The organism is Treponema vincentii (assembly GCF_010365865.1).
Lineage (GTDB): Bacteria > Spirochaetota > Spirochaetia > Treponematales > Treponemataceae > Treponema.
Map to the genome: position 1 here is coordinate 2604660 of NZ_CP048020.1, position 13700 is coordinate 2618359.

A 13700-nucleotide genomic window follows, 5' to 3' on the forward strand; every position below is an offset into this window, starting at 1 on the left:
TCGCGAAACTTTGCAGGCAGCTCCGCTTACAGTTTATCGATGAGCATCGAACACTTACCGGAGGGTATCGGCAGCGTTTTCTTTTTTTGTCCGAGGATATTGATAGTAAAGTAATAGAGCTTTTCGCTTTCCATGTGGATTTCCCAGCCCCGCTGCGTTTTTGACGATAGGATGGTAACGAGGTTTCGTTTCAGGCTCAAGTTTTCGATTCCCATTACCTCAAGATTCGGAATAATCCAATCGACGGTTTTTCGCGGGAAACTGATAGAAAGCCCGATCACATTTTCAATCATCAATGTGATGGTCGAGAGCGCTGCCGAAAAAAGATATTGCTTGCGCGGGAAATTTTCATGGTCAGGCCATTGCGCGGGGCCTTCTTTTTGCGGCAAATACGCTTCCCACAACGCGCCTTTTTTGCTGTTGCCGTCGGGAGCAAGTCCGTCAAGTACGTAATAGATATGCCGGATAGCACATTCCCGCGCAAGTTCCCACCGCTCATATTTTTCCAAGCCCTTAATGACGATAAAGTTCAAATGCGGGAACACACTCCCCAACGCCCCCATACCGCGTTCATTATACGCAGAGTCATCAAGCGACAAGCTGGGAATAGGATGGTCGGAACCGAAGGTTTCGGGATTGAGCAAGTGTGCGGAAAGCTGTTCGGCCTTGTCCTCATTGGGGATTTCGGCAAGCAGCGGCCAAAAACCGGCGATTGTCTTTTGCGGCAATTTTTGTTCATCCGCATCGATATCGTGATAAAAACCCGTTTCGGCATTCCACATAAGGGCGTTGATACGGGTTTTCAGCGTAAAATAAACCCGTTTATACTGAAAACTCAATTCCTTGTCGTTAAGGATATCCCCCAGCACCGACATATACAGCGCGTTAACCGCGACCGCCGCATTAAAGTCTACCAGATAGGCAGCTTTCTTGCGCGGTGTATTGTACATTTCTACGGCTGCGAGCGGGACGGTATACAATCCGTTCGGTTGTTTGAACGAAGTATCCAGCCACTTCATATAGCGAGTTAGTACCGGCATGACATCCTTCACCCGTTTTTTATTCGCCGTCTTGTGGAACATATTATATTCCGCCCATGCAAAAAGCGGCATACCGACACCTTCGGGATTATCGCTCGAAAACACCGGCTCACCGGTTTCTACATTATACTGAGATCGAATCGCCCCCGATTCTTCCTGATGTGCATAGAAAAAATCCAATCCCTGATTCGCACTATAGTTTCGGTTTGAATAGACAAAAAAGAACGATGAAAAGATGGTTTCATACTGATTTAAAAACCATCCGTTGTTATCGGGATACAGAAAGAAACTTTCAGTTGTTCCTTTTTCGGTCTTTATATTGAATAAAAAATCCTGAATAAACGACCACGTTCTATCATAAATATCAACAAAATCCTGATCATAAAAATGAACTTTTGGAAAATCGCGTTTGTTCACCTTTGCTCCTCAACAATCCGCCGATAAAATAATTCAGCGAATCTTTCGCGTATATAGTATATCATATTTTTACGCATAGTTGTATAATTTTTTCTGTTTTTTGTATATTCTGATAAGAATCTCTAAAACCTATTGATTTTTTTAGAGATGCGCTGATATCATTTCTGTGTTGCAGGAGGAACGCTTGTACCAATCGTTTGTTTTTCTTGAAATCCGTGTTTTAATGTTATCGGATGAGAAAGCGTTTTGTTCCTGCAAAGCAGGCTCCGCAGCCGGAAGTTGTCCTATTTGTACACGCACACCGGGATATCCGCTGCTTTTAACAGAACATATTGCCCGCGATGCGTACCGGCTCGCTCAAAGCCTCGGCTGTACGCTTATCCCAAAAGCTCAATATGAATACCCTTCGGGTATGCCCGCCCTTCCGCCCGAATATCAGCTCTGCGGCGCTTCGGTAAAAATTGCCGAAAAAGGCGTGCTCGATATCGAATTTCACAAACACAAAAAGCAAATTGATATTTTGGAAATACGCATCGAAGAAGATGCGGGCCGCCTTATGCACGCCGACGGCAAGGCTTTTATGGATTACAGCTCTGCGGGAATGCCGAGCATCAGGATACGCACCGGTAACAATCTTGAACTGGGCGAAGAAGCGGAGATGTTTTTAACCGAACTGAACAACCGGCTGCGGTACATCGGACTCCTCACCGATTCCGACAGCAGTCATAAAATCCGCTGCAATGCCTACGTTGCTTCTACCGAATTTCCCAATCCGCCGCAGCACTATGTAAAACTGCGGAACCTTAACTCTTTTAACTTTGTACGGAAGGCGGTAAACGAAGATTTACGGCGACAGGAAGATATGCTCAAACAGGGGAAGGAGCCGATTTCGGAAAGCCGGTTGTGGAATGCCCGCATGGAGCGTACCGAACCGTATAAAACGCGGGATTTTATCGATTACGTTAAAACGAGACCGGCAAAAGAGCTGCACTTTTACACCGCGCCTGATACGCTGTTGCAAGAAGTATTGCAAACTGCTCCGGAAAATCAACAATCGCGAAAGCTGCGCTATATTCAATCCTTCGGTCTGTCCATCCCGATTGTACGGGCGCTGTGTACCGAGGCGCGGCTTGCGGATTTTTTTGAAGCGGTGCTGCAATTCGGAATTGAGCCGAAAATCGCCGCAAATGGGATACTGGAAGATATTCTTCCACTGCTAAAGCGCGCCGGTAAAACAATCGACGCCTTTGTTTTGCAGCCTGAATACGTTGCCCGTATTTTGCGGCTTGCGCAGGAGGGAACGATTAACCATCCGATTGCCCGCACCCTGCTGCAAAAGATTATCATCGACGGCGCTGACCCCGCAGCCCTGCTTGCTCAAGATGAATGGATAAAAATATCCGACGAAACAACACTGCGGACACTCGTTCAAGAACTGATTGCCAAACATCCGAAAGAGGCGGAACTGCTCAAAACCGGTTCGATGAAATACCTCGAAATCTTGTGCGGGCAGGTGATGAAGCGGACAAAAGGATTTGCCGACCAGCAGTTGGTAAAGCAACTCATTAAAGAAGAATTGAATATCCGCATTATCTATGTACTTTCGATGGGCGGCGCAATTTCGGCTACCATACAAAACGGACAGGTGAAAGCGGGAAGTACCAAAATTCTGTCCGAGCTATTGGATACCGATATTGCCAAACGGCATATCCGCATTGAGCCGAGTATTTCCGACGGGCTTTTCAGCGAAGAGCTGGAGCCTGCGGATTGGGCGCGGCTTATCCACGCAATCTGCGAAAAAATCGCTTCGGGGACGGCCAACGGTATTGTGATAACGCACGGAACCGATACTCTCGTTTATACCGCGCCGCTGATATACTGGCTTTTTGCTGATACGCCGGTCTCCATCGTATTGACTGCATCCGGTACCGCTCCTTCGGAATCTGAAGAAGCGCGGCGCAACTTTAACGCGGCAATTAAGCTCGCATGGGAAAAAGAAAACGGCGTCTATGTTTCTTTTAACGGTAAGGTGCTTTCACCGCTCAATCTCAAGTTCGTCGATTCCGGCGATATTGGCTTTGTAAACTGGAATATGCAAACGCCGCTCTTTCGGGGAGAAGGGCTACTTTCGGATTATGAGGAAAGCGACAGTCTCGTTTTTGAAAGCCTCTTGAGCGAAGCTGCCGACAATATGTTTTTGATAAAAACCTATCCCGGTATTCGGAGCGAGCGTCTTATTTCATTACAAAAAGATATACGCACGTTCTTTTTAGAGCTGTACGAAAACGGTACGGCCAATATGAAAGACAGCTCATATTCTTTAAAAGAGTTTCTGAAACGCGGCAAAAAACGGCAATGCAGGTTTTACTGTACTTCTCAACAGGAAGAAGCTATCGATTTCTCCAACTATGCCAGCGCACGGGACTTATGGAAAGAAGGCGCCGTACCGATGGGAATGCTCACAACCGAAACAGCCATTGCACTGTACTATGCAGCATCTCTCGTATGCGACAGTCAGGAGGAGCTTGACCGCATTATGGAAACGGCAGCGCTCTTAAACGAAAATTAAAAAGGAAAAAAACAGTGAAGCAACTGATTATTACCAACAACCCTAAAACCGCCGAATATATCGAACATCAACGTAAAGAATGGAATAGCAGCGCTGGGATAGATACCTCGAATGACGATACCGCAGCTATTGAACTGATATTCTGCGCTTCGAGGGACGAACTGTACACACAGGTACGCGACTATATCCATCGAAACTGGAAGCTGCAAAACCATGCAATGTACGGGAACATCCAACTGCACAAGCAGCCGTACCGCAGTATGGTGTTAACGAAAGGGACGGAGCTGGATACCCGTTCCTTGCAGCTGTGGGAGCAAGCCATGGAACGGGTAAAACGCACTAATCCGCCGAATTATTCGGAAAAAGTGCTGGAAGACTTCCAAGCCCTTGACCTTTCTTTATTTAGAAGTGCCCTATAGTATCTTGTACGTAAATATGATACACATATAAATCTTTATCGCACACGTATCAATATCCAGAGGAAGAAAAGATGAATAAAATTATTGAACGCTTACAAGGTATTACCTATACGGCACAAACAAATCCCGCAACGTTAACCGGTGATGATATTGCATTCGTTACCCAAAGCGTTAAAAGCAACAACGAGAAAGTAATTGCGCAGGCATATACCACTATCGGTCACATCGGAAATAACAGACCGGAAAAAATTATGCACCTCATAGACGGTGCCTTTGCTGCATTAAAAGACAGTAACTGGGAAATTCGGGAACAAGCTGTTTTAGCGCTCGGCCGCATAGGCAGGGCGGATATCAATGCGGTAAAAAATCGGCTGGATAAAATTATTCAATTACATTGCGATTCAGTACCCAAAGTACGGGCAGCAATGCTGGATGCGTGTCAAAGTATTGCCAACGCCAAAGCGTCCGTCTTTAAACCATACATCGGCTTATTTGAACGTATGCTGGACGATCCCGACAAGGAGGGTGTACGTGAGCATGCCCCGGACATATTCCGCATCATCGGGAAATACGAACCGGAAATGGTTGAACGTTCATTGGTGTTGTTAAAGGACAAGCTACGCGATCCTTCCCCGAAAACGCAAGCTCGTGCCGTCGAAGCCATACGCACAATCGAAACATTCTTGCGCAGAACTCCGACGGTGTAGAGCATTTGTCAGGGTATCACTAAAAATCTAACCAAGTTTTTAGAGATGCCCATTAGTTGTTGGGGAGATTCACATCGAAGATAATCCCCACACGCTTAAAGACTATCTTGTCCAGCTTACTTTTATCGATTGTACGTTTTTGATAAAATGTTTTTAAATCACCGACTGTATAGTTATGAGCGGTCTTCCATTGTGCAATCAACATGATCGTCAGCTGATCGATCGGTTTAAAGCTGATGATTGGTCCAAACACAACATTATAACGATCTTCGCCCCAATTACGTTTATCAGCGTCAGAGGGAACTTTAAAAAAGGTTTTCTCCGTTTCCACTCTCAATGCAATCATGTTCATCGGTAGGGGCATTTGATAGCCTAGGACATACGAGCCACAGTACGTAAAACCGTTTCTGTTTTCGCCGTCATCATTCTGAAACACCCACGAATCAAGCGATCCGACCCCTGTTACGCCCTTGTATAAAAAGTACTGATCAACCCTCGCGATTATATGAGTCCAATCATTCGGAATAATTGCCCCCAAATCAAATTGCAAAGCGGCGCCTAAATTAGCGGTATAAAATGCCTTCTTAAAGTTAATAGGAACTTTCTGCGTTGTGCCGAAAACATTCTGATTTAACGCAAGGCCGTGCCACCCTGCAAGTGTCCATCCGGATCCAACACTTGCCCCTCCGTATATTTCCAAAAAGGCGAGCGGAGTCCAGACCACATCAAACTTTCCTTCGACGGTAACCGGCGTAAGTTCCGCCCCTAGTTTAAATTTAATATTATTACCACGCATAAACGGATTATCAAAGTTCAAAACCGGAACTTTAATAACTTCCGTTACACTCAACTTACCTGCCCAAGGATAGGTAATAGCCAGATTGATATTTGTCGAATATTTTACCTTTGACTTTTCCTCTGCCCCTTCTTCCTGTGCAGAAAGCGTACTGAGAATCAGCAGGGCACCAATCACCGATGCAATCAGTTTCTTCATAAAACACTCCTTAGACTGCTCGTTTTTTTCACGACAACGTAATATAAAAACAACGTTGCATAAAAACGGCACACTATCAAGCCTACACGGATGCTGCTTTTTATGCAAGACCTCGACAACGCGATCACAGGGTAAACGCATCAGGCCGTTTTTTTAATATCCCCGCGGAAAAATTGATACTATTCGACCAGAGTTGAACCTCTTTGCGGTTCAAATGGTCTCACAGTTTCAATTTTTCTGCGATTTTTATCTACTCTGCCTGATGCGTTTACCCATTTGCCGGAAAAATATGCGAAATTTTTAACAAAATTTCGCACAGAAGGAAGACAACCGCTAAAAATATTTTTGATGCGGTTGCCCTGAGCGCGATCACAGGGTAAACGCATCAGGTATTCTTTATCAGCCCCGCAGAATAAGTGAGGTTGCCTTATATATTCCGAAAACATCGATGTGTTGTGCTTTATGTCATTTATGCTATAGTATTTAAAGAACCTTATCAGCACAGAAGGAGATTTTTATGACACCAGCTGAAAATGTTTACAAAGCATTGCAAGATATGGGTATCAGTTACGAAGTTGTCGAACACCCGCCGGCTTTAACTACAGAAGAAGCCGATAAATACATCGAAGGTAAAGAAGGGTGCCGCACCAAAACGCTCTTTTTGCGGAACAGAAATAAAAAACGGTGTATTCTACTCATTATGGATGAGGCAAAACGGCTTGATATGAAAAAATGTGCGGAAATGCTTGAAGAAAAAGAATTTAAGTTTGCGTCAGCAGAATTGTTAGCGGAAAAACTCGGCCTTGCAGCTGGAGTGGTGTCACCGTTCGGTTTATTAAACAACACCGCGCATGACGTAACCGTATACTTCGATAAAGCAATGCTCGACGAATATCGCATTTTAACCTTTCATCCGAATGAAAATACAGCAACGGTTTTTATCGATTCCGGCGACCTGCAGCGTTTTATCAAAAATACCGGACATGAGTATTTTATCATCAATACATAAAAACCGGCCAATAAAAGGCTTGACAATTTTCCAATATAATAGAAAATATTTTCTATGAAACCTCGAAAAATTTGGATTATTACCTGCTTATTTTCCGTTATTCTCATTTCTACCGTATCGTATGCGCCGTCTATCTTTGCTCAATCTCAACAGGATCGGACGCAAAGTACGATACCGTATATGCAATACCTGCAATACTTAAATGAGGCGCTCCAACGCTATTATGTCGATGAGGTAAATCCGGAGGTACTCTTTCAGGGCGCCGCGGAAGGAATGCTCAATGCACTCAAAGACCCGTATACCATGTATATCGACAACGGCAGCTTAACCGGCGTAGGATTACAGGATACCACAACCGGCTACTTCGGCGGAATAGGTATTACCTTTACCAAGCCTACTGCTTCAACAGCTGAACGTCCATCCTATATTGAAGTTGCATCTGCCCTCGAAGGAACCCCTGCATGGAAAGCCGGTATTCAGGCAGATGACCTCGTTACCGAAATCGAAGGAGAATCCACTATCGAGATGACACAGGCGGATGTAGTGGCAAAGCTCCGCGGCAAAATCGGTACATCCGTTACCGTAACCGTCCGGCGCGGAAAGAATATGGAGTTTCCGGTTAAGCTGGTACGGGCTCGGATTGAAGTGCCGACCATTAAATACATGAAGCTCGATAAGGATATCGGCTATATCCGCCTGATAGAATTTAACCCCAACAGCAGCCGGCGCATACGGGAAGCAATGGAAAGCCTACAAGCGGAAGGAGCAACCAAATTAGTACTCGATCTCCGAAATAATCCGGGGGGACTTATCACTGCAGCAGTCGATACGGCGAGCCTTTTTATTAAAGAAGGATTGATTGTTTCTACAAAATCGCGTATCCCGCAGAATAACCTTGAGTTTAACAAAAACGCTGCGATCGATGCGGTGTTTGCGGATGTGCCGCTTGTTGTGCTTATCAATAAAGGTTCGGCAAGTGCCTCGGAGATATTGGCGGGGGCATTAAAAGATTATAAACGGGCATACCTCATCGGGGAAACCAGCTACGGAAAAGGTTCCGTACAGCAGATCTTTGATTTGACACAAAAAGATTCCTTTAAGATGACGACTTCACGCTATTATACACCGAGTGACGCAAATATCGACAAAACCGGCATCAAACCGGACAAAGAGGCACAGCTATTTCCGCCGTTATCGGCAGATGACGAAAAACAGCTGGAAAAACTGTTCAAAGATGAAAAACTTTCCAATTTTGTCAAGAAGAACAAGGATTTAACCGCGGCACAAATTACCCGATATGCGGAATCGCTCGCAAAAGAATATTCATTGAACAAAGAGTTGCTCCGCATCTTGATTCGGCAGGAATACAATAGAACGCATACTGCTCCGGCAGCTGATATTGACTATGACGCACCGCTGCAGGAAGCTGTCAAAATTCTTAAAAGCGGAACCCTGCCGCAGTTGTTGCGAAACAGTAAAACCGTGCGTCAAATGCAGGAAGAAGCAGCTCAAGAAAAAGCCGCAGCTAAGTTGAAGAAGGCTTCATAAATCGGTATTACGAAGTAATGAAGCAATTTATTATCGAGCAAGAGCCGGATGGTAACGGCATGCTCACCTTGAGCGGCAAGGCCTTTATATACTTGATAAAAGTACGGCGTATGCGGGAGGGTGATGTCCTGCATGCGCAGCTGCCGCAAAGCGGTGCCGCCGATATGGTCATCGATTCGATAAATACTGTAAAGAAAACGCTGCGGTTAAAGCGGCGGACAACGCCTCTCAGTGTGTGCGGGACGGCTGCTGCGGGTGCAACCAACGAAGCCGCAAACAGTTTGCCTGCGTATGCCGCACCTGCTGCCGACCTTATTTTGCTGCAATGGGTGCTCAAAGGCTCTAAAACCGACACCATTATCAGGCAGGCCACGGAGGCAGGCGTGCGCGCTGTTTTACCGGTTATTGGAGAGTTTTCCGTTGCAAAAAAACAAAACCCTGCACAGCTGGAACGGTTCAGGCGCATTATCAAAGAATCGCGGCAGCAATCGGGCTCTCCGATCGATACCATCGTTATGGAACCGGCTCCGCTTGCCGAAGCGCTCAATACCCTAAAAACACTTGTACCGACTGCTACTACCGTGTTTGCTCAGTGCAGCGAAGCCGCCGGCGCGTCCGTCGGATTTCACCAACTGCTTGCAGAAAAACCTTCCCATATTGTGCTCGCAATCGGAGCGGAGGGAGGCATAAGCCCCGCGGAAGCAGCAGTACTTCGCAACGCGGAATTCCAAACCATTCATTTTAAAACGAACGTATTACGTGCAGAAACTGCCGCACTGTATGCAATTGCAGCGGCACAAATTATTATAAACGAGGCTGACCAATGGCAATTACCCGTATAAAACTCTTAGCAATCCCCATCGACATTCTTCCCGACGAAGATATTGAACAAACCATAATGGATATGGTGGATAAAGGAGAACCTCAGCATATCGTGTTTATTACAATTTGGGATTTGCTCAGAGCGCGCCGCGATGCGGAATACCGCGCAATGCTTGAACAAGCAGCGCTCTGTCTTCCGCTTTCAAGAAGTTTATTAAAAGCGGCGCAGTTCCTCAAACTTCCCGTACCGATCAGACGCGATTCCTTTGATATGATTATCAGAATCTTGAACATCATCGATTCTCACTATAAAACGCTCTACATCCTGGGAGGACGGGCGCAGAATCTGTTGGATGCCGAACGCAATGTACACGTAACCTTTCCTGGCATAGGTATTGTCGGTCGCTTTAACGGTTTTTACCGCAAGAGTATGGAACCGGATATTATCTTGTCAATTGTAAAAGCTCACCCTGCACTATTGATCGCCGGAAACGGTATTCCCGGCGGTGTCCGATGGATTTATCGGAATAAAGCCAAATTACCTGCAAGCATCTTTATCCACAATAATGATATCATCGACATTTTTGCAAAACGTAAAAAGCGCATTTCCGACGCTGCATTTCGAAAAGGGCGTGAGTTTTTGCCGCAGCTGCTGCGCAATCCTTTTAAAATATTTTACGTGTTTCGCTATCTTCTCTTTCTGCTGATCGTACTGTTCTACCGATTGTTCAGGACATAACTAACTGAACATACTCAACAAGGAACCTCTAAAAATTTAACCGAATTTTTAGATATGCCCAATACGGATACACTATATGAAAGCACATTATTTACTTGATACCGAAACCGTAAAGGCCTACCTCGTTGAACAGCTCAAGCTATTTTCCGCCGATGAACCGCTCGACGCGGAAGAAATCGGGGACGGCAATATCAACTATGTATTCCGTGTGCGTTCCCTTATCAGTGGAAAAAGCATTATTGTAAAGCAGGCAGACCGGCTGCTCCGCTCATCGGGGCGTCCGCTCGATATTACCCGCAGTAGGAGAGAAGCGGACGCGCTCCGCATTTATGCAGCCCTTACCCCGCAGTTCATACCCCGTATTTATGCCTACGACGATACAATGAGCATTATCTGCATGGAAGATATTTCCTATTGCGGTAATTTACGGAAGGAACTGATGGCAGGACGTCCGCTTCCGGCAAATTTCGCGGAAAATGCTGCATCCTTTTTGGCGAATGCGGTTTTCGCAACAAGCGATTTGTTTTTGTCTCCGGAAGAAAAGAAGGAGCGGGTAAGTGCTTTTATCAATCCCGAACTATGCGCAATTTCCGAAACGCTTGTTTTTTCCGAGCCGTACTGCAACGGAAAAAACCGCAACCGTATTACCCCCGGTAACGAGAACTTTATTCAAAAAACACTTTACAACGACGAAGCGCTTAAAGCCGAGGTTGCTTCGCTGCGGGAAATCTTTATGAATAAGGCAGAGGCGCTTATCCACGGTGATTTACACACCGGTTCGATTTTTTATCGGCAGCAGCGCCGGCATACCTATCGGTACGAATACCACTCCCGATAGGAATGCAACGAGCGAGCCATGTATGAAAATTATCGACCCCGAATTTGCCTTTTATGGTCCAATCGGATACGACCTCGGTAATATTATCGCACATCTTTATTGTGCATGGATGTATGCCGCTTTTATTCGCGGCGCTTCGGACAAAATAAAAAACCGGTATCGATATACGATCCGATATTCCCATATTACAAACATCCTCTGCGAGCGACGGTTTTATCGAGCGGATAGCCGCCGCAATAGAAGCACTCCCGCAGCTTTTTACCGCAAAGGCGTTGGAACGGTGTAAAACAGTTCCATTAAGCGACCCGCTCTACAACGAACGGTATATCCGGCGGCGGCTTGCTGAAATACTTGCCGATGCCTACGGCTTTGCCGGTACGGAAATAATCCGCCGCGCTGCCGGGGACACAAAAACCGCTGAATTCGATGCGATGGGGCAGGACACACGCCGCATTACTATGGAACGCATCATCATAAAGACAGCCTGTAGGTTAATTAAGCAGCGGCGGCAAGCGAACATCGGAGCACTCACGATTACATACTTTAGGGAAGCGCTTTTACACAGCGGTATATAAATGAGAAAGGCCTTCCGCTAAACTTGCGAAGATATCACCGATGTCCCCAGACCAACAACCATTACCCATTATGTAACGGTCACTCATCAATGAACGGTGCACATAGCCACGTCAGTTCGTGTTTGTTTGCAATAAGATGAACGATTTTTGAATGAGGGATTTCCGCAAAACGGCGAATCGTATCGAAGTCCGGCGCCCCCTGCATTTTGATTGTACAGATAAATTCTGAACAAAGGCCGCTTGACCGCCACCGTTCAATCCATTCCAGTAAGCGAGGCGGATAACAGATAACATCGGAACATACCCAATCCTGTTTACCGAGACTTTCGGGAGTTAATGTAAACGCATCATGCTGCATAAAGGTAATCCGCGGTTCACGCATCAAAAAAATCCGCCAGCGGACTCCGGTCGATAGCGGTTATCTCTGTCCCCAGATTATTCAGTACCCATGTCCAGCCGCCGGGACAGGCCCCCGCATCCACACAATGGGAGCCGCGCTGAGGTAATGCCCAGTCTACCGGTATTACCGATGGAACAGCCGTTCCCCTTCGCTCTGCAGCACGCCGATAGTAAAAGTCTAACAACGTTAAGGCTTCCCATAATTTAAGGTAGGCGCGGCTGGGCGGATTTTGATGGTCTTCGGTAAAACGGATAACGCCGAGCGGAAACGGCGACGAGGTTTTCGCAGATGCAAGCAGTGTATGATCATCTAACAGCGACCACACACCCATACCGGCAAGCGGCACGGTATAAGGAAACGGTTTTTCTTTTTTACTGATATACGGCAGCTTTGACCCAATCAATTCCGCCCGCCTAAAACAGTTAAGCGGATAGTGCGCCCAATTCCGCTGAATACCTCGCAACAGATCCGCAGCTTCTCCAATACTGCGGAACCGCACTACAAACGGTTCTTCCCAGCACAGCTGTTTCCAAAAGACCTCCCGCTCTATTCCTTCGCAATACACAAGCTTACTTGATTGAACAGTACTATCGTTCAACTTAAAATCACTACAACCCTCGGAAACGGAAGAAAAGCGCCACATACGCTCGGGCAAACCGTGAGCCTGCAAAGCCAGCTCATCATCCAAATGCGATTCAAAACCTTTTACCGGTATCCATGCCTTACCGGCTAACTTACAAATAGAACCATAAGGGTTGGCAGCGGCAATTTTACACAAATCAATCATCATAATAGTCTTTTTTTTCGTATCGGCAAAAACGATAGGGTATTCATATAACCTGCAACCGGACTCGCCCAGTCATCAGGTTGAAAACGGGTATTATGCTATCTGCTTACAATGTGGAATTTTCTCCAAATCATGTACAAGTTTTAACTCCGCTTCTCTTAAATCCAATTCATTCTGCATATTGAGCCAAAACTTAGAAGTTGTTCCAAAGTATTTAGAAAACCTTAGAGCCATTTCAACGGTTATTTTTCTTTTCCCATGAACTAAATCCAAAATTGAACTGGAAGAAACCCCTAAATCTTTTGAAAGTCTATAAGAAGTAATATTTAAAGGTTCGAGAAACTCTTCTACTAAAATTTCACCAACTGTTGGTAATTCAAATCTTTCATCCATAGCGCACCTCCGTTTAGTGATAATCCACAATCTGTACTTCGTAAGCTTCATTGTTTAGAAACTTAACCTGTATTCTCCGTTGATTATTTATTCTTAAAGACATTTTCTTTCGTATCGGCAAAAAACAATAGGGCATAAAAAAACGCTCGGCAAAGCGAGCGTTTTCGCGCACGAATTCAGCATCCTCTAAAATTAATATTTTATTCGGCTGCTGAATTTTAAGGAGCGTTTTTGTTCAGAGCGTAGTGTTATTTACGCCTTAGCTTCGGCGGCCTTTTTGTTTTTCAGCATTGCACGGCCGACTTTTGAGATATTGACTTTCTTTCCGTCAATTTCCTGTTCATACAGGAGTTTAACACCGGTTTGGCCGGTTACGGGGCAGGTTCCCCGCCCATGATTGGGAACGCTTTTAATTCCTTTCCCGCGATGTGCTTTCGACATAG

Annotated in this window: 14 protein-coding genes and 1 pseudogene; 10 read left to right on the forward strand and 5 right to left on the reverse strand. The window is 45.7% G+C overall.

Features of this window, described 5'->3' with window-relative positions:
- Positions 1–26 precede the first annotated feature (26 nt).
- A complete protein-coding gene (locus tag GWP43_RS12200) occupies positions 27–1457 on the reverse strand; it encodes an MGH1-like glycoside hydrolase domain-containing protein (protein ID WP_162664383.1) in 1431 nt (476 codons plus the stop codon).
- A 184-nt stretch (positions 1458–1641) separates the two neighbouring features.
- Between GWP43_RS12200 and GWP43_RS12205 the strand changes: the two genes are divergently transcribed.
- The 3 genes from GWP43_RS12205 to GWP43_RS12215 all read left to right on the forward strand — a co-directional run bounded on the left by GWP43_RS12205 (position 1642) and on the right by GWP43_RS12215 (position 5152).
- Positions 1642–4026, forward strand: coding sequence for an asparaginase domain-containing protein (locus GWP43_RS12205; RefSeq protein WP_230977712.1), 2385 nt, complete (start codon positions 1642–1644; stop codon positions 4024–4026).
- A gap of 14 nt (positions 4027–4040) precedes the next feature.
- Positions 4041–4445, forward strand: a complete 405-nt coding sequence (locus tag GWP43_RS12210) for a GrdX family protein (RefSeq protein WP_162664385.1) — start codon at positions 4041–4043, stop codon at positions 4443–4445.
- Between the two features lie 71 nt (positions 4446–4516).
- Entirely contained in the window at positions 4517–5152 is a 636-nt protein-coding gene (locus GWP43_RS12215) for a HEAT repeat domain-containing protein (protein ID WP_162664386.1), read from the forward strand.
- A 52-nt stretch (positions 5153–5204) separates the two neighbouring features.
- Here the strand turns inward: GWP43_RS12215 and GWP43_RS12220 are convergent, their stop codons facing one another.
- Positions 5205–6146: a hypothetical protein gene (locus GWP43_RS12220; protein WP_162664387.1), complete on the reverse strand. Its 942-nt coding sequence runs from the start codon at positions 6144–6146 to the stop codon at positions 5205–5207.
- Between the two features lie 517 nt (positions 6147–6663).
- On the opposite strand from GWP43_RS12220, the gene GWP43_RS12225 reads away from it, so the two are divergent.
- The 7 genes from GWP43_RS12225 to GWP43_RS14295 all read left to right on the forward strand — a co-directional run bounded on the left by GWP43_RS12225 (position 6664) and on the right by GWP43_RS14295 (position 11677).
- Positions 6664–7155: a prolyl-tRNA synthetase associated domain-containing protein gene (locus GWP43_RS12225; RefSeq protein ID WP_162664388.1), complete on the forward strand. Its 492-nt coding sequence runs from the start codon at positions 6664–6666 to the stop codon at positions 7153–7155.
- A gap of 54 nt (positions 7156–7209) precedes the next feature.
- Positions 7210–8703 carry a S41 family peptidase gene (locus tag GWP43_RS12230; RefSeq protein WP_162664389.1) on the forward strand — a complete coding sequence of 498 codons (1494 nt, stop codon included), beginning with the start codon at positions 7210–7212 and terminating at the stop codon, positions 8701–8703.
- A gap of 17 nt (positions 8704–8720) precedes the next feature.
- Positions 8721–9545 carry an RsmE family RNA methyltransferase gene (locus tag GWP43_RS12235; protein ID WP_162664390.1) on the forward strand — a complete coding sequence of 275 codons (825 nt, stop codon included), beginning with the start codon at positions 8721–8723 and terminating at the stop codon, positions 9543–9545.
- Complete coding sequence (locus GWP43_RS12240) at positions 9527–10264, forward strand: WecB/TagA/CpsF family glycosyltransferase (protein WP_162664391.1); 738 nt, start codon at positions 9527–9529, stop codon at positions 10262–10264. Before GWP43_RS12235 ends, GWP43_RS12240 begins: the two co-directional genes overlap by 19 nt.
- 76 nt (positions 10265–10340) lie before the next feature.
- Positions 10341–11102, forward strand: coding sequence for a hypothetical protein (locus tag GWP43_RS14285; RefSeq protein ID WP_203232413.1), 762 nt, complete (start codon positions 10341–10343; stop codon positions 11100–11102).
- Between the two features lie 22 nt (positions 11103–11124).
- Entirely contained in the window at positions 11125–11388 is a 264-nt protein-coding gene (locus GWP43_RS14290; RefSeq protein WP_203232414.1) for a hypothetical protein, read from the forward strand.
- Positions 11375–11677: a hypothetical protein gene (locus tag GWP43_RS14295; protein WP_203232415.1), complete on the forward strand. Its 303-nt coding sequence runs from the start codon at positions 11375–11377 to the stop codon at positions 11675–11677. The genes GWP43_RS14290 and GWP43_RS14295 overlap by 14 nt, the downstream gene beginning before the upstream one ends.
- Before the next feature lie 79 nt (positions 11678–11756).
- Here the strand turns inward: GWP43_RS14295 and GWP43_RS12250 are convergent.
- From GWP43_RS12250 to GWP43_RS12265, 3 genes and pseudogenes are all read right to left on the reverse strand, one after another.
- A pseudogene (locus GWP43_RS12250) lies at positions 11757–12867 on the reverse strand (SAM-dependent methyltransferase).
- Between the two features lie 90 nt (positions 12868–12957).
- The gene (locus tag GWP43_RS12255) at positions 12958–13257 is read right to left on the reverse strand and encodes a HigA family addiction module antitoxin (RefSeq protein WP_162664392.1); all 300 of its coding nucleotides are present in this window, start codon (positions 13255–13257) and stop codon (positions 12958–12960) included.
- Between the two features lie 252 nt (positions 13258–13509).
- Positions 13510–13698, reverse strand: coding sequence for a hypothetical protein (locus tag GWP43_RS12265; RefSeq protein ID WP_006188395.1), 189 nt, complete (start codon positions 13696–13698; stop codon positions 13510–13512).
- Positions 13699–13700 lie beyond the last annotated feature (2 nt).

What these genes read in the sequence shown, in the direction of transcription:
- GWP43_RS12255 (WP_162664392.1), bottom strand. Translation starts at nt 13,257, where the DNA reads ATGGATGAAAGATTTGAATTACCAACAGTTGGTGAAATTTTAGTAGAA.
- GWP43_RS12230 (WP_162664389.1), top strand. Translation starts at nt 7,210, where the DNA reads ATGAAACCTCGAAAAATTTGGATTATTACCTGCTTATTTTCCGTTATT.
- GWP43_RS12240 (WP_162664391.1), top strand. Translation starts at nt 9,527, where the DNA reads ATGGCAATTACCCGTATAAAACTCTTAGCAATCCCCATCGACATTCTT.
- GWP43_RS14285 (WP_203232413.1), top strand. Translation starts at nt 10,341, where the DNA reads ATGAAAGCACATTATTTACTTGATACCGAAACCGTAAAGGCCTACCTC.
- GWP43_RS12235 (WP_162664390.1), top strand. Translation starts at nt 8,721, where the DNA reads ATGAAGCAATTTATTATCGAGCAAGAGCCGGATGGTAACGGCATGCTC.
- GWP43_RS14290 (WP_203232414.1), top strand. Translation starts at nt 11,125, where the DNA reads ATGAAAATTATCGACCCCGAATTTGCCTTTTATGGTCCAATCGGATAC.
- GWP43_RS12215 (WP_162664386.1), top strand. Translation starts at nt 4,517, where the DNA reads ATGAATAAAATTATTGAACGCTTACAAGGTATTACCTATACGGCACAA.
- GWP43_RS12225 (WP_162664388.1), top strand. Translation starts at nt 6,664, where the DNA reads ATGACACCAGCTGAAAATGTTTACAAAGCATTGCAAGATATGGGTATC.
- GWP43_RS12220 (WP_162664387.1), bottom strand. Translation starts at nt 6,146, where the DNA reads ATGAAGAAACTGATTGCATCGGTGATTGGTGCCCTGCTGATTCTCAGT.
- GWP43_RS12265 (WP_006188395.1), bottom strand. Translation starts at nt 13,698, where the DNA reads ATGTCGAAAGCACATCGCGGGAAAGGAATTAAAAGCGTTCCCAATCAT.